The organism is uncultured Victivallis sp. (genome assembly GCF_944391105.1).
Lineage (GTDB): Bacteria > Verrucomicrobiota > Lentisphaeria > Victivallales > Victivallaceae > Victivallis.
Genome location: NZ_CALXSK010000010.1, coordinates 50,823 through 66,311, shown reverse-complemented (window position 1 = coordinate 66,311; position 15,489 = coordinate 50,823). Strand labels below are relative to the sequence as shown.

16 protein-coding genes are annotated in these 15,489 nt (G+C 60.8%); all 16 read right to left on the bottom strand.

Annotated elements, in window-relative coordinates; translation table 11 throughout:
* Positions 1-2: 2 nt before the first annotated feature.
* The 16 genes from Q0K10_RS05285 to Q0K10_RS05210 all read right to left on the bottom strand — a co-directional run bounded on the left by Q0K10_RS05285 (position 3) and on the right by Q0K10_RS05210 (position 15,353).
* The gene (locus tag Q0K10_RS05285) at positions 3-719 is read right to left on the bottom strand and encodes a YoaK family protein (RefSeq protein ID WP_294504214.1); all 717 of its coding nucleotides are present in this window, start codon (positions 717-719) and stop codon (positions 3-5) included.
* Between the two features lie 4 nt (positions 720-723).
* Positions 724-1,308, bottom strand: a complete 585-nt coding sequence (locus Q0K10_RS05280; RefSeq protein ID WP_294504212.1) for a GNAT family N-acetyltransferase — start codon at positions 1,306-1,308, stop codon at positions 724-726.
* Entirely contained in the window at positions 1,305-2,696 is a 1,392-nt protein-coding gene (locus Q0K10_RS05275) for an MATE family efflux transporter (protein ID WP_294504210.1), read from the bottom strand. Before Q0K10_RS05275 ends, Q0K10_RS05280 begins: the two co-directional genes overlap by 4 nt.
* A 24-nt stretch (positions 2,697-2,720) precedes the next feature.
* Positions 2,721-3,560 carry an Mrp/NBP35 family ATP-binding protein gene (locus Q0K10_RS05270; RefSeq protein WP_294504208.1) on the bottom strand — a complete coding sequence of 280 codons (840 nt, stop codon included), beginning with the start codon at positions 3,558-3,560 and terminating at the stop codon, positions 2,721-2,723.
* A gap of 30 nt (positions 3,561-3,590) precedes the next feature.
* Positions 3,591-3,920 carry a NifB/NifX family molybdenum-iron cluster-binding protein gene (locus tag Q0K10_RS05265; protein ID WP_294504206.1) on the bottom strand — a complete coding sequence of 110 codons (330 nt, stop codon included), beginning with the start codon at positions 3,918-3,920 and terminating at the stop codon, positions 3,591-3,593.
* A gap of 80 nt (positions 3,921-4,000) precedes the next feature.
* Positions 4,001-4,354: a ribosome-associated translation inhibitor RaiA gene (gene raiA / locus Q0K10_RS05260; protein ID WP_294504204.1), complete on the bottom strand. Its 354-nt coding sequence runs from the start codon at positions 4,352-4,354 to the stop codon at positions 4,001-4,003.
* A gap of 56 nt (positions 4,355-4,410) precedes the next feature.
* A complete protein-coding gene (gene lptB, locus Q0K10_RS05255) occupies positions 4,411-5,157 on the bottom strand; it encodes an LPS export ABC transporter ATP-binding protein (RefSeq protein ID WP_366942957.1) in 747 nt (248 codons plus the stop codon).
* A gap of 109 nt (positions 5,158-5,266) precedes the next feature.
* On the bottom strand, positions 5,267-7,810 hold the full coding sequence (locus tag Q0K10_RS05250; protein WP_294504202.1) for an LptA/OstA family protein: 2,544 nt from the start codon (positions 7,808-7,810) through the stop codon (positions 5,267-5,269).
* 19 nt (positions 7,811-7,829) lie between these two features.
* Positions 7,830-8,348 (bottom strand): HAD family hydrolase, encoded by a 519-nt coding sequence (locus Q0K10_RS05245; RefSeq protein WP_294504200.1) that lies wholly within the window; start codon positions 8,346-8,348, stop codon positions 7,830-7,832.
* Complete coding sequence (gene kdsA, locus Q0K10_RS05240; protein ID WP_294504198.1) at positions 8,332-9,144, bottom strand: 3-deoxy-8-phosphooctulonate synthase; 813 nt, start codon at positions 9,142-9,144, stop codon at positions 8,332-8,334. The genes Q0K10_RS05245 and kdsA overlap by 17 nt, the downstream gene beginning before the upstream one ends.
* A gap of 1 nt (position 9,145) precedes the next feature.
* Positions 9,146-9,883, bottom strand: coding sequence for a 3-deoxy-manno-octulosonate cytidylyltransferase (kdsB, locus tag Q0K10_RS05235; RefSeq protein ID WP_294504196.1), 738 nt, complete (start codon positions 9,881-9,883; stop codon positions 9,146-9,148).
* A 23-nt stretch (positions 9,884-9,906) separates the two neighbouring features.
* The gene (locus Q0K10_RS05230; RefSeq protein WP_294504194.1) at positions 9,907-10,914 is read right to left on the bottom strand and encodes a PfkB family carbohydrate kinase; all 1,008 of its coding nucleotides are present in this window, start codon (positions 10,912-10,914) and stop codon (positions 9,907-9,909) included.
* The gene (locus Q0K10_RS05225; protein ID WP_294504192.1) at positions 10,911-11,378 is read right to left on the bottom strand and encodes a hypothetical protein; all 468 of its coding nucleotides are present in this window, start codon (positions 11,376-11,378) and stop codon (positions 10,911-10,913) included. Before Q0K10_RS05225 ends, Q0K10_RS05230 begins: the two co-directional genes overlap by 4 nt.
* A 69-nt stretch (positions 11,379-11,447) precedes the next feature.
* Positions 11,448-12,137, bottom strand: coding sequence for a zinc metallopeptidase (locus tag Q0K10_RS05220; RefSeq protein ID WP_294504189.1), 690 nt, complete (start codon positions 12,135-12,137; stop codon positions 11,448-11,450).
* 21 nt (positions 12,138-12,158) lie between these two features.
* Entirely contained in the window at positions 12,159-12,977 is an 819-nt protein-coding gene (locus tag Q0K10_RS05215) for an alpha/beta hydrolase (protein ID WP_294504186.1), read from the bottom strand.
* A 6-nt stretch (positions 12,978-12,983) separates the two neighbouring features.
* The gene (locus Q0K10_RS05210; protein ID WP_294504183.1) at positions 12,984-15,353 is read right to left on the bottom strand and encodes a hypothetical protein; all 2,370 of its coding nucleotides are present in this window, start codon (positions 15,351-15,353) and stop codon (positions 12,984-12,986) included.
* Positions 15,354-15,489: the final 136 nt, after the last annotated feature.

The following is a 15,489-nucleotide window of genomic DNA, read 5'->3' as shown; positions in this document are numbered from 1 at the left end:
CCTCAGCGGCCGGCGCTCCGCCGGAAGACCGACCGGAACGTCCGCCGCCATCCGGCCAGCTTTCTCCGGCTCGAAATCAGAAAGAAAACCGCACACAATCCCGCCGGAGCCAGCAGGAACATGAACCGTCCGACATGCGACAGCAGCAGTGCTCCGGCCGCCGCGCCGAAGATGAAGCAGGCGATCACCCCGTAGTAGTGCAGCGCCTTGCGGAATTCTCCGGTTTCACGGTCATGAATCGAACGGAAAAGCGCATCGGTTCCACTGCGCAGATTCCCCGTGCACATGGTCGAGGCGAACGGCAGTCCATGCACCCGGCGGAAGGTCTGCACCTGCAGCGCACAGACAAATGCAATTCCCGAATTGACCAGAAAATCCCATCGACCATACGGAATGAAGGCCACGATCAGCAGGCAGATCAGCTCCAGCAGGATGACGGACTGATTCCAGGTGATCCGCCTGGAACTCGGCAGTCGCGCGTGAATCAGATTCGCCATGAAAATCCCGAACGCATACGAAACGATCGCCAGCAGATAACGTCCGCACAGCTCCCATTTCCCATCCGCAAGGTGAAAGCCGAACAGCACCATGTTTCCCGTGACGGCGTTCGCAAACACATTCCCCCGGAAAAGATAGGTGTAGATGTCGAGAAATCCGCCGACCACGCTCAGTACGCACGCGGCGATCAATCGTTCCGAATCCAATGTCGAAGTATTCATTTTCTTATCCATGTTCCACCCTCGCAATGGTTTTCGCCGCAGTTTCGGGAGAAATTCCCGAAAAGGGAACCGGTTCCGGGGGTGTTCCCTCCCCATCCCATGCGGCGATCTCTTTTTCGAACCAGGCAACGTCGCGCCATGCGCCGCATTTGAATCCGGCGTTTCGAAAGAGACCGCAACGACGGAATCCCAGCTTTTCATGCAGGCGCTCACTGCGCGGATTCGGCATCGTCACACAGCCGTAAACCACCCGGATTCCCTGCAACCGGAGCAGAGCGATCAACGCGGCATAAAGCCGGCTGCCGTATCCGCGGGCAATCGCCGCAACATCAAGATAGATCGACAGTTCCGCTCCCCACTGATAGGCCGCACGTTCGCCGAAACGCCCCGCATAAGCATATCCCCTCACGGTTCCCGCTTCGTCGCAGCAGACCAGATACGGATAGTGTTCGAGCGTCGAACGAATCCGACGCGCAAACTCTTCCGGGGTTGGGAGTTCGTACTCAAAAGTAACCGGAGTGTCGATCGACTGCGCGTAGATCGCCAATGCCTCACAGGCATCGTCCGGAGTTGCAATTCTGATGATCATGAGTTCTCCCGTTCCCTGCCGATTGAGAATGTCGCCTCCTCCCGGCGCATTTCGCGCAGAAGCGAGCACTGCAGCGGAATCGAAATCGCGAACGAGATCAGATCCGCCACCGGCTGCGCGGCCTGAACACCCAACACGCCGATCATCGGCGGCAGCAGCAGCACGAACGGAATCAAAAACACCCCCTGCCGCGCCAGCCCGAGAAACGATGCGCGGAACATCTTCCCCGTCGTCTGAAGCATCATGTTGCTGATCGTCACCCACGCCGCCAGCGGAAAAGTCAGGCACTGCAGACGCAGTGCGACACTCCCGATGCGCGTGACCTCAGGATCTCCCTTGCGGAAGAGTTCGATCAGCCACGGTGCGGCGATGAATTCCACCACGGAAAGCACCAGGAGAAACACCGCCGTCACCTTGACGCAGAACCAGAACGCCCGCCGCACCCGGTCGTAAAGTCTCGCCCCGTAATTGAAGCCGCAGACCGGTTGAAATCCCTGTCCGAACCCGATCAGCGCAAAATTCGTGAAATGCGTGATTCTGGAAACGATCGCCATCGCCGCGATCGCCGCATCCCCGAACGGCTTTGCCGCCGTGTTCAGGCAGATGACCGCGATGCAGGCGATTCCCTGCCGGCAGAGCGACGGCGTTCCCCCGTTCGCAATCATCCGGTAAACCTGAAATGACGGTCGAAAATTCCGCAGCCGGATCGGAACATTGCCCGCAAACCGGCAGCCGCAGAACAGCAGCGTAAATCCGACGAACTGACTGATGATCGTCGCGAGCGCCGCCCCGGAAATCCCCATGTCGAACGTGAAAATCAACAGCGGATCGAGCGTGATGTTCAACACCGCTCCCGACACCAGCCCGATCATCCCGTAAAACGCGCTCCCCTCGAACCGCAGCTGGTTGTTCAGAACGAACGATGCCGTCATCCACGGCGCTCCGATCAAAATCAGCCGCATGTAGGCGGTTGAATAGGGAAGAATCGTCTCGGTGGACCCGAGCATCTCCGCAAGCGGCTCCAGCAGAAGCAGTCCCGTGACCGTAATCACCGCCCCCGCGATCAAAGCGGAAAAAAAGCCGACCGATGCGAGAATCTCCGCCTCATGCCCATGCTGTTTGCCGAGTTCCCGGGAGATGTTGTTCCCCGACCCCTGCCCGAAGAAGAAACCGATCGCCTGAATCACCGCCATCAACGAAAACGACACCCCGACCGCGGCCGAGGCGCTCGTATTGATCTTGCCGATGAAATAGGTGTCCGCCACGTTGTAGAAAGTCGTGACCAGGCAGCTGATGATCGTCGGGACCGCCAGCCGGCAGATCAGCGGCTCGACCGGACTGCGCGTCATCCGGAGAAATTTGTCACTGGAGTCCGCCGTTCGCGTCATGCCGGTCGCCCTCTTCCTTTCCCGTCACTTCGCCGCAGTAATCGCCTTTACGACCTTGTCCAGCTCCGCACGCACGGCGGGAGAATTCTCAAGCCCTGCCGGAAGTTCACCATCGTCGCAGCGACGCAAAAACGCCGGATCCATCGGAATCTGCGCGAGCAGCGGCGCATTCGCCTTCTTCGCCAGCAGCGCTCCGCCGCCCGAACCGAACAGCTCATGCCGCGAACCGCAGTCAGGACAGACAAACCCGGACATGTTCTCGATGATTCCAATGATCGGCACCTCCAGCTTCTCACAGAAGTCGACGCACTTCCGGCAGTCCGCCAGCGCCACCTCCTGCGGCGTCGTGACCACGAGCGCCCGCTTCGGCATCGGCAGAAGCTGGCAGCCCGAAAGCGCCTCATCCCCGGTTCCCGGCGGGAAATCCAGAACCAGATAGTCGAGATCCCCCCACTCAGTCTCCTCAAGCAGCTGTTTCAGCGCGCCGTTCTTGGCCGGGCCGCGCCAGATCACCGCGTGATCCGGATCGTCCAGCACAAGACCGACCGAGATCAGTTTCACTCCGGCCGTCTCGACCGGAAGAAACCCCTTCTGCCCCTCTTCGAGACGCAGATACTGAATTCCGAAGAGCGTCGGCTGCGACGGCCCGTGAAAATCGACATCGAGCAGCCCCACCTTTTTCCCGCTCTTCGCAAGCTCCACCGCCACCGACGCCGCAACCGTGCTCTTGCCCACGCCGCCTTTGCCGGAAAGCACAAGAATCGCCTCGCGAACTCCCTGGAGCAGGTTCGCAACCTCTTTTTTCTCACTGCAGCTGCCGGCAGAAGAACAGCTGCCGCAGTTGCCTGAACATGATGAACTCATTTTTTCGATTTCCTTCCGAATGAAATCCGTTTATTCTTCCTCGTAATCGTTGAAATCCCCGGCGGCTTCGAGGGAACCGTCGAGGTAAGCGGAAAGCACCCGCTCCACCGGACCGGATACGCCTCCGAAGAACTTGATCCCCTCGTCCATCAACCTCTGCCGCGATCCCCGGCCGATCCGCCCGCAGATGACCAGATCCACCTTGCACTCCCGCAGAAAGGGCGCGGTCTCCCTTCCTCCCGGAATCACCGTGCTCCGACCGCCGACGCGACCGAAATCCACCTCGTAAACCGCAAACTCGGAAGCCCGGACAAACCGTTCCGATACCTGTTCTCCTTCACAGGCAAGCGCAATAATCATGGTCTCTCCCGCATTGAATGAAAACCGGCCCGAATCGGCTGACTCGGACCGGTCCTGTTAGCTTTTCCCGTGCAAGACCGTCACTCGGCCTTCGCAGCGGCTTTCGCCTCCACCTTCTCCTCGGCTTCGCGGATCGGTTCGGCCTGATGGTTCCGGATCTTCTCCCGAAGCCGGGTCAGCTGAACGTCGATCTTGTCCGCGGCGGCATCGAACGACTTGTACAGATCGAAATCCTCCACCGTCGACTCGAAAACATGATACTTGCAGTTCAGCACGATGTTCGTTTCGTAACGCTCCTTCTCGCGCTCCATAACCACGTTCACACTACTGATTTTCAACGACTTATCTTCCGTAATGGAAGCGATCCGGGCCTCTACATACTCCCGGATGGACGGAGTGATGTCGAACTGACGACCGGTTAAATTCAGATTCATGGTTACCTCCTTCTCTTCTCTCGCGCACCGGAATCCTTCTCCGGCACGTATCTTTGTCACATCGAAAACCGCGGCCCCAGATAGATCTCCCGCGCACGCTCATCGTTCACCAGGAAGTCGCTCGACCCTTCCACCAGAATCTTGCCCTGGCACATCAGATAAGCCCGGTCGACCACCGAAAGTGTCTCACGCACATTGTGGTCCGTAATCAGAATCCCGAGATTCCGCTCCTTCAGCTGCAGAATGATCTGCTGCACCTCGTAAACCGCCAGCGGGTCCACCCCGCTGAACGGTTCGTCCAGCATGATGAACGAGGGATTCGTCACCAGGGCTCGCGTGATCTCCAGCCGCCGCCGTTCGCCGCCCGAGAGCGTCATCGCCTTCTGCTTCGCCAGCCGGGTCAGCGCCAGTTCCTCCAGCAGCTCCCGGCAACGTTTCTTCCGTTCCGCGGCGGAGATCGCCAGCGTTTCGAGGATTGCCATGATGTTCTCCTCGACCGTCAGTTTGCGGAAAATCGACGGCTCCTGCGCCAGATATCCCATCCCCATCCGCGCCCGTTTGTACATCGGCAGATGTGTGATGTCCACATCACGAAACGTGATTTCCCCGGAGTCAGGACGGATCAACCCCATGACCATGTAGAAACTGGTCGTCTTTCCGGCGCCGTTCGGCCCGAGCAGACCGACCACCTCGCCCGACTTCACAGTGATCGACACGTCGTCGACCACCTTGCGGCCGTGATAGCTTTTGCTCAAATGATCCGCCCGGATCAGCATTTCGTTGTTTTCATTCTCATTACTCATTCCGAGGCTCTCCAGAATCCTCCAGGGAGGGAACCGCGCGGCCCGCCCCCGTTCATTAGTAGTATATCACATTCCCGGTCGAGTTCAAGTTCAAATCCCGACTCTTCCATCAAAAATTCGTCGATTTCTCCGTCGTGGCCGTTCCGTTTTCGCCGCGCATCGTCTCCGTGACCACATCCACGATGATCCGGTCGGAATAGAGCCGCCGTCCCTCGGCGCTCATCCACGGTTTTTCGCCGGGTTTCCCGGTCACGATCATCTCACGATTCGCCACAACGTAATCGGCCTCGTTGCCGCCCGCACGCTGCAGCTCTCCGGTCGAAGTCCGCCGCACGAAAAGCACATTGTTCCGGCAGAGCACCCGCTGCAAATCAAGCTCGTCCGTCAGACTGATCCGCGCGGGAACCGTTTCGGCCTCCTCCAGCGCGAACGGATCGTCGTCCAGATTCGGCTGCCGCGGCGCGGCCGCCCCCCCCTTCGCGGGAACGGCCGGGGATTTCCCGGCATACAGATACATGTCGTCACACTTGAGCGAATTCTCCTCGTCCCGCACGTAGACATTCCCGTGGAATTCAGTGAGATTCTTCCGGAAATCAACCTGACCGCGCTCGGCGGAAATCCGGCGCGGCTTGCCGGAACTGTTCCTCATGAGTCCGCCGAGATCGCTGTTCTGGGCGACCTTCTCCCCCTCCCCCGGCGCGGGTTTGTTCACGGCCTCGAAATTCCCGTCCGCATTGATCCGCACGAGTTCCGTACCGTTCGACTGGAACATTCCCGGCGTCGTCACGCCCGGAGGTTGCGGTGCAAAGTGCATCGTGAATGTGTCGCAGCGCATGTCGCTGCCCTGGTCGAGTGCATGAACATTGCCGGTGCAGACCACCCGCGACAAGGTCCGGTCGCTTCGACCGGGGTCGTCGAGGGCAAGCACGTCAACCGCGTTTTTCTCCGCATTCTCCGCGGAGGGCTTTCCGATCAGATGAATCTCCATCCGGTCGCAGTCGAGTTTCATACGTTCGTCGTTCACCTTCACGTTCCGGTTGAACGTCAGCAGATTTCCTCCGTAATTCAGATCGCTCGAATCGGAGAGGATGATCGTTTCGGAACTCTTTCCCGACTGCCCCGCGCCGGCGGAGCGTGCCCCGAGCACGACCTTGCTGCCGTTGTGCGTGCAGACCCGCTCTTCGTCGATCCAGATCACGAGTTCGCCGCCGGAAAGCGAGTCGTTGTCGCGTTTCAGCGTCGGGGAATTTCCGGTCATCGTGATGTTCTTCGAAAGATAATCGAAAACCGCGTTTTCCGATGTTCCTTTTTCCCCGGGGAGGAGCTTGCCCGCAGCATCGCGCCGGACGACTTCAACCCCGCCGGAGCAGGTGATTTTATCGAGTTCGCGCCGGCTGCCCGCATCGAAATCCGGCATGCCGGAGAGCGTGGCGGCCGCCTCGGCCGGAAGTTCGGCCTTCTGCTGTGCGAGCTCTTTGAGGTCGATCCGCATCCGCGCACATTTGAGCTGCATGCGCGGATCATCGACCACAACGTTCCCGATGAATTCTCCGTAATTACGCAGATAGTCGAGCTGAACGGCATCGGAAGCAATCGTCACGCGGGTTCCCTCTTCGCCGGGTTTCTGCGGCGGTTGAAACGCCACAACTTTTCCTTTTCCGTTGATGACCGCCCGCTGTTCGTTGCGATGCAGCGTCATCGTTTCGCCGGAAAGCGACTCGGTTCCGCGCTTGACCACCGGAAGCCGTTTATCGCCGGTCAGGATGACCGTGCCCGCCGCCGGATCGTAGACGAGGTGATCGGCCAGCGCCTGCTGAGCTCCGTTCTTTGCGATCTCCTCCTTCGAGAGTTTCCGGGTGATGACGACATTTCCATCGCACAAAACCCGGCTCACACCGCCCATATCCGAACCGCTTCCGAGCGCTCCGCGATCATTCGCCGCCTTGAGTTCCGCATCGCTCCGGCGATCAAGAAAGATCGTCATCCGGTCGCAGGTGACGACCGAATTCGCTTCGTCGATCACGACGCTGCCGACGAGCAGCACCTGATTGGCCGCCATATCGATCCGCATCGAATCGGCCGTGGCGGTCACAAATTCATACTTCGCGGGGAGTTTCCCGCCCGCGGCCCGAATCCGGCGCGGATCGCTCCCCTCCATGCGCACGACGATCTTCACATCCTCCTTGACCAGCACGGTCCGTTTGTCGAAGTCCGCTTCGAAGCCGATTCCGTTCAGATCCATCAGCGGAGAGCGGAAGAATACCGACTCGTCGCCATCGGCCATGCGCGTCTCCTGATCGACATTCGCACGGGAGGTCAAAATCACTCCGTCGCTGTACGGCCGCTCGCTCCAGAACGCGAGGATTTCCGGCAGTTTCGCATCGAGCGGATACGCCTTCAACCCCCAACCGTTCCGGATCGAATCGACGTCCGCACCGCGTCGGATCAGGTCGAGCACCACGTCGTACCCCACCATCATCCGCCCGGAGCGCTCCGCCTTGTCGCAGAACACCATCACCTGAAGATTCTGCTTGTTGTAAACCGGCAGTTTCGCGTGGGTCAGCACGAGTCCGCGCAGGTCGCTCAAATCCCCGGCGCCCCATGCGGCCAGCGTCAGCACCCCGGCGAATGTCGCAATCATGAGTCTCTTCATGGCTCTCCCCTGCCGTTGTTCAACGACGATAGCGTTCGAGCGCGGCGTCGAGCCTGCCCTGTTCGGCAAGCAGAAGGTGCACAACCTCCGCCACAGCGCCGTGTCCGCCCGGCAGAATCGTACGCCACAGCGCCGCCTCGTCGAGTTCGGGCATGCCGTCGGCGACCACCACACCGACCCCGGCGCGCCGCATCGGCGGCAGATCGATCACGTCATCCCCGATGTACAGACACTCTTCGGCGGAAAGCCCCTGCTCCCGGAGCATGCGTTCAAACGCCTCAAGCTTATCGATGCAGTTCTCATAGATGAAGGTGAGACCGAGCTCCGCCGCGCGCAACCGGTTCGCCTTCGCAGCGCGCCCGGAAAGCATACCGACTTTCAGCCCCTCCCGCATCGCCATCTTCAGCCAGTGCCCGTCGCGAAGATGGAAGAACTTGATTTCGTCCTCTCCGCCGAACCCCACGCGGCCGTCGGTCAGGACGCCGTCCACATCAAGAACGATCGCCTTGATTTTTTTCAGTTTATCTGAGCGTGTCATGAATCTGTTTCACCTTTGTTAAAATTTCCCGGGCCTGCTTGAAATCAAGCGAGTTCGGACCATCGGACATCGCTTCATCCGGGCGGGGATGCACCTCCGTGAACAGTGCGTCGATTCCGACCGCCGCAGCGGCGCGCGCCAGCGGCGCGACAAACTCCCGGCGACCGCCCGAGGCGTTGCCGAGCCCTCCCGGCAGCTGCACCGAGTGGGTCGCATCGAACACCACAGGCACCCCGAACGAGCGCATCGTCACAAGCGAGCGCATGTCCACCACAAGATTGTGATAACCGAACGTCGTCCCGCGCTCGGTCAGAAGAATCTTTTCATTGCCCGTCGAACGGACCTTTTCAAGGGCGCCGGCCATATCCTCGGGCGCCATGAACTGCCCTTTTTTGATGTTGACCGCACGTCCGCTGCGCCCGGCCGCGTGCAGCAGGTCGGTCTGGCGGCAGAGGAACGCAGGAATCTGAAGAATGTCCGCAACCTCGGCAACCTTCGGAACATCCGCCGTTTCATGCACGTCCGTAATGACCGGAACGGCGTAACGGCGTTTCACCTCCGCAAGAATTTCAACCCCGCGTTCGAGCCCCGGGCCGCGCACCCCCTTTTCGCTCGAACGGTTCGCCTTGTCATACGACGCCTTGAACACATACTGTACTCCCAGCTCCGCGCAGAGACCTTTCAGAAACTCCGCCACTTCGCAGCAGAGTTCGAGACTCTCGGCCTGGCAGGGGCCGCCGATCAGCACAAGATTCCCGTCTCCGAACGTGACGCTTCCGGCCTGAACGACTTTCATCTCACCTGCCCTCCAGAAGCTTTTTCTCCGCCCGGACAAGATCTTCCGGAGTGTCGATCCCGATGCTCTCAAGTTCCGAAAGGTGAACGTAAATCCGGATTCCGTTTTCCAGCGCCCGCAATTGTTCGAGTTTCTCGCAGTTCTCCAGGCGGCCAGGCGGCAGCGATACGAAACGCTCAAGCGCACTCCGCCGGTACGCGTAAATTCCCCAGTGCAGATAGACCGGCGCCTCCACTCCGCCCTTGCGCAGAAACGGAATCATCGACCGGCTGAAGTAGAGCGCGAACCGATCCTCGCCGAACACCACCTTCACATTGTTCTCGGTCATCGTTGCGCGGTTCCCCGGCACGGCGACCGTCGCCATCTCGATCGAAGGGTCGCACTTCATGATCGCGATGAGTTCGTCGATCACGGAAGTCGGAATCAACGGTTCATCCCCCTGGACGTTGATGATGATGTCGACCTCACCGCCGAGCTTCGAAACCGCCTCGGCGATCCGGTCGGTGCCGGACGGATGCGACTCCGCGGTCATGACCGCCTTCCCGCCGAATCCGACAACCGTGTTATAAATCGCCTGATGATCGGTCGCGACCACCGTCAGATCCGCCGACGATGCGGCCGCCTTCTCATACACATGCTGAACCATCGGCTTACCGCAAAGCATCGCCAGCGGCTTGGCCGGAAATCTCGTACTGGCATAACGCGACGGAATCACCACCGCAACGCGATCCTGACTCATGATCGACCTCTTCCTTATCTGTTTCAGGCCTTCTTCAAAGCCTCATCCAACTCCGCAAAATGAACCGGAACGGTTCCGACTTTCGCAACCACCACGCCCGCCGCCCGGTTCGCAAGCTCTGCAGCCTGCACCGGCGTCGCCCCGGAGACCAGCGCGAGCGTGAACGTGGCGGTCACGGTATCCCCTGCTCCCGACACATCGAACACTTCACGCGCCCGGGTCGGAATCACCTCGACCGTCCCGTCCCGCCCGAAGAGCGCCATCCCCTGCGCGGCGAGCGAAATCAAAAGCTGTTCCGGCGCCCATTCGTCGAGCAGCCGCCGCGCCACCTCCGCCAGCGCCCGGTCTTCGAGCGGATGAACCCATTCGGCGGAATCGGGGATTCCGGCAAGTGCGAACGCCTCGCTCCGGTTCGGCTTCATAACGGAAATGCCCTTCACGGGAGCAATGCTCTCCGGCTTCGGATCCAGCGCCGTCACCACACCCGCGCGCCGCGCTTCGGCAACGACCTCCTCAAGCATCCATCCGGCCAGCAGCCCCTTGCGGTAATCCTCGAAGATCACCGCGTCGACCTCACCCGCGCGAATCAGCCGGATCACCTGTTCAACCATCTTCCGCCGAATCTCATCGGGAACGGCATGCAGATCCTCATAATCCTCCCGCAACAACTGCTGAACCCCGGCGATCACGCGACGTTTCTCGGTCGTGCGCCGCGTCTCATCCCGCAGCACACCGTCGACGCCGATCCGATACTTCCTCAACTCCGCGGCAAGCTCATCCCCGGTGAGGTCGCATCCGGTCACGCCGAATGCAAAGGCCCGCGCCCCGAGCGTCGCGACGTTGCGCATGACGTTCGCAGCCCCCCCGAGACAGCTCGTCCGGTTCTGAACATTCACAACCGGAACCGGCGCCTCCGGCGATATCCGGCTGACCCGCCCCCAGAGGTAAACATCGAGCATCATGTCTCCGACCACGGCAACCCGGCAGGAACCGAATCGGCGCAGAATTCCGGAAAAATCCTCTTCTCTCATTTCGATTTCGCCTCCTGCGGAATCCGGCTGTCGATATAGCCGCCGGTATCGAGCTTCTGCTCCACGCAGTACGGCCCCGTATCGCGGAGCCGGGTCATGATCCGGATGAATTCCGTAACCGTGGTCTGCATCTCGGCGATCTCCTCTCCCGAAAGAGATCCGGCATGGTCACGCAGATAAGGGGCAAGGGAATTGAGTCCCCAGCCGACCAGCCGGGCCTCCAGCTCCGCGGTTTCGCCGCCGCGAACCTTCAGTTTGCTCGATATGTTGCGGGCATGATCGAACGATTCGAGCAGCTGGAGCCGCCGCACCTCCAGCGCCATTGCGTTCTCCCGTTTCAGATAAGCGGGAATGCTGATCGCAATCGTGATCTCCGCAATCACGATCACGAAAAAAATAACCACGGCAAGCGCTGCGATATAATCGCGGCGGAACCGGGCGGAATAAGTGATCCGTCGAGCCAATTGGAACCTCGTGTTCAGAATAAATTGCCTTCCTTACCGTTCACAATATATCACGTCGACCCGTCTTTTTCAATCCCTCCGCCCGAGAAGCCCTGAACGGAACAGAAAATAGAGCAGCGTCAGCAGCGCCGTCACTGCGGAGGCCACGTAGGTGAGAAACGCCGCGGAAAGCACCTCCCCCGCCCCCTCCGCTTCGCTCTGCGTCACAATTCCGGAAGAGACCATGAGCTGCTTCGCGCGGCGGCTCGCGTCATACTCCACCGGCAACGTCACCAGAGAGAAAAGCACTGCCATGCCAAAGCAGATGATCCCCAGCCAGAGCAGCGCCGGACTGTTCAGAACAAGCCCGATCAGAAAGAAAATATATGCCCCGGGGCTCGCGAGATTCACAAGCGGCACAAGAGAACTGCGCAGCCCGAGCGCCGAATATCCCTGCGCATGCTGAATCGCATGACCCGCCTCGTGGCACGCCACGCCGATCGCCGCAATGGAATCCGACCGGTAGACGCCCGGCGAAAGACGCAGCACCTTCGCCGTCGGATCATAGTGATCGCTCAGGAATCCCTGCGTCTCCTCCACCCGGACGTCGCGGATCCCCGCGTTCGCGAGCAGCCGCAGCGCGGCCGATGCACCGGTCACCCGGTTCAGGCTCTCCACCCGGGAATAGCGGTCAAACGTGAATTTCGTCTTCGCCGATGCCCAGAGCCCCAGCAGAATCCCGGGCAGCGTGAACAGCAGATAGACCGGATCGAAAAACATCGTGCCCCGTTCTCCTTCCGGTTATGCCCGGCTCCGCGCGGAGAATCCGCACGTCGTCGTGAGGAACATCGCCGCGAGTTCCGGCCAGATTTTCGCCTCGGGGTAATCCAAAGCGAGCCCGATGCCGTGCGGTCCCGCCGGAAACACGTGCAGCTCCGCCGGTACACCGTTTTTCCAGCACGCCTCCGCAAACGCGATCGAGTTCCGCACCGGAACCCCGCCATCCGTCGCGGTATGCCACAGAAAAGCCGGAGGCGTATCGGCCGTCACCCGGCTGCTGAGGCAGAAACGATCTTCAAGCTCGTCGAGGGAGGCGCCCAGCAGATTTTCGCCGCTGCCGCGATGCCCCCATTCCCGACTGAACGAAATCACCGGGTAGCAGGGAATGATCGCGTCAGGTCTCTGCGAGCAGGCGTCGGCGGCGTCTCCCGCCTTCGCGTCAACTTCATTGAAAAGCGTCCCCGCGGAAGCGACGAGATGTCCGCCCGCGGAGAATCCGAGCACCGCGATCTGCTCCGGATTGACGCCCCACTCTTCCGCGCGGCTCCGCACGATCCGGATCGCCCGGAACAGATCCCGCTGCGGCGCGGGGAAGCGGTACGGAGAAACCCGGTACTGCAGCACGAAGGCGTGGAATCCGAGTTCGTTGAATTTCCGTGCGATCGGCTCGCCCTCATGCGGCGCCCGGGCGCAGTAACCGCCCCCGGGACAGACAATGACCGCACCGCGCGCAGGCTGCGTCCCGTCAAGCAGATAAAGTTCGAGATACGGGTCGAAATCATCGGCGGGATTCCCGGTGCCCGCACTCTCCACCGACTTCCAGAGTTTGATCGTTTCCATAAAACCTCATCCTTTGATTTCATTCCGTCCCGGAGCGAGGGCGACGCGCCGCCCGTCCGGAAAACAGTAACTTCCATTCAATCCGGGCGGAAGAGTCACGACCGCGCGTCCCGCTTCCGCCTCCACTTCGATCACGCCGCCCGCAGGGTGCGCGATCCGGCCGTGAACCCGCCGTCCCGGCAGCAGCTGCGGCCTTATTTCCACCTGTCGGAACCCGTACCCGGCCGGACGGACCCCGAGCATCGACGCGTAAAAATGCCAGAGAATATGCGCACTCCAGGCGTGACAGTCAGAACGACTCGGCTCCGGCTCCTCCAGCAGCGTCGCGAGATTGAGCTTCAACATCGACCGGAAGAGGTCGAGCCTCCGGTCGAAAAGGTCGGGACGATTCAGTTTCCGATACGCCTCAAAGAGATAGAAGCTGAAATAGACCGTCGTCCGCACGAGCCCGTCCGCCTCGCACAGCCCTCTGCCGCACGCCGTTTCGATCTTCTCCGGCAACGCCCCGGAAAGCAGCATCAGAATCTGCATGTGCTCCGAAAAACTCCGGTCGTCCGCCGTGTCCGCAAAGAGACTCCGCTCCTCGCGCCAGAATTTGCGGATCACCGCGCCGGCCAGAACTTCCGCGCGGCGGCGGAAGTAGTCCGCCATCACGCCGTCCCCGGTCAGTTCGTAGAGATTCGCCAGCGACCCCAGACCGTAAAGATAAAGCGCATTCACGATTCCGGAAACTCCGCGCTCCGCCTCCGGCGGCACTCCCGCCGTCCACCCCGTCCAGTCGACGAAACACCAGGTGCGCGGAATCGAAACCAGCCCATCCCCGCCGATCCACCGCTCATACGCATCCGTCACCCGCCGGGCCGCAGGGAGCAGCTCCGCGACAAGCGGACCGCCGCGCCAGCGCGCATAATCCTCCAGCATGCCGATGAAGAACGGCGAAAAGGTCGGAATGATCTGCGTGATCCGCGACGGATGGCGCGACGGGAAAAGCCCCGATTCGAGCTGTGCGGAGGCAAACATCCGCAGCGCCTTCTCGACCAGCCGGGAATCACGGGAGATCGTCAGCGTCAGCAGCGCCTGAATCCGGGTGTCCCCGAGATACATCAACTGTTCGTAATAGGGGCAGTCCATGAAAGTGTCGTGCGAACACATCTCAAGCGTCCGTCGCGCGAGCACGGAAAGCTGGTCGAGATCCGCGCAACCCGTTGAGATGGAGCTGTCCAGAGCAAGCGGATAGCGGAACTCCTCCAGCCCAAGCCGGTCAATCCGCAACGGCTCCCCGCCCGTGCGTATCTCCAGCGAAACGAACCGCCCGGCCCGATACCAGGCCGTCCAGAACGCCATCCGCTCCCGGCCGTCCGGCAGAAAATGGTCGTAAATCCCGAAAAAATAGCGGTCGCGCCACTGCGTCCGCTCCGCTTTGGCGCGAACTTCCCGCTCCTCGGTCATGAGCGTTTCAGCCCAGCCGAGTGAAATCTTCGCGCCTCTCCCGCCGGAGGTCACAAGACGCGGACGCACACAGTAATAATCGTCGAGTTCGAGCAGCAGTCTCAACTCCGTGCGCGGCGGAACTTCAAACGTGCCGTTCCGCAACGCCTCGCCGATTCCGTCGAGCTCTTCGGCGCGATTGTCGGCCGCCCGGAACAGCCGGCCACCGAACGGCCCGGCATAACGGACCGTAAAGCCGCGAATTTCCTTCGTCTCCATTTCCGGGAGCGTCGCGGGGCGCAGCAGCGGCTGCGGCACAAACTCATTGCGCAGATCGGCGTCTCCGCCGGGACGCAGTTCCGTGACGGGGCGCCAACCCTCACAGCAGCCCCGTTCGATTCCCGCCGGATACCCGGCCGCGTCAAACGTCAGCTCCTGCCCGACACTCGCGGGCCAGCCGCGGATCGGCTCGAAGGCAAGTCCGGCAACCGGCAGCGCATCAAAGTTCTCCGCCCGGCTTTCGATCTTCCCGGCTTCATCGCCGTCCGCAGCCAGCAGAAAGCCGTGTTCGAACTCGACCTTTCCATAAGGCCCGCAACCGCCGAAGCTCGTGACCAGCGCCACAAAAACATGTTCGCCCGGCTCCGCGTTCCATTCAAAAGTATCGACAAAAGCGTTTTTTCCATCGCCGAGTTCCGGCCCGGAGGCGACCTCAACGCCGTCGACCCAGAGCCGGTAGACCGCGTCGGCCGCCACTCCGATCAGCCTCCGCCCCGGCGTGGACAGCGCAAAGCAATTGCGGTAGGCAACCGTTCCGGCCGAACCGCGGCCGGAAGGCAGCGCGATCCATTTCGCCGCCCAGACGCCATCCTCCACCCAGCGGCTGGTTTCCACCCGCCGGCCGAACGGCATCCGATCGACCGTTATTCGCTTCCAATTCTTCGTCATGAAATCCCCCGAATGATTGATTCCGGTAAGATACATCCCCATTTCCCATTATTCAAGATAAAACACGCAAAAAAACCTTCCGCAAGACTGGCAAAAAAACAACAGACGTGGTATGTTACCCCGAAACATGGTGAAT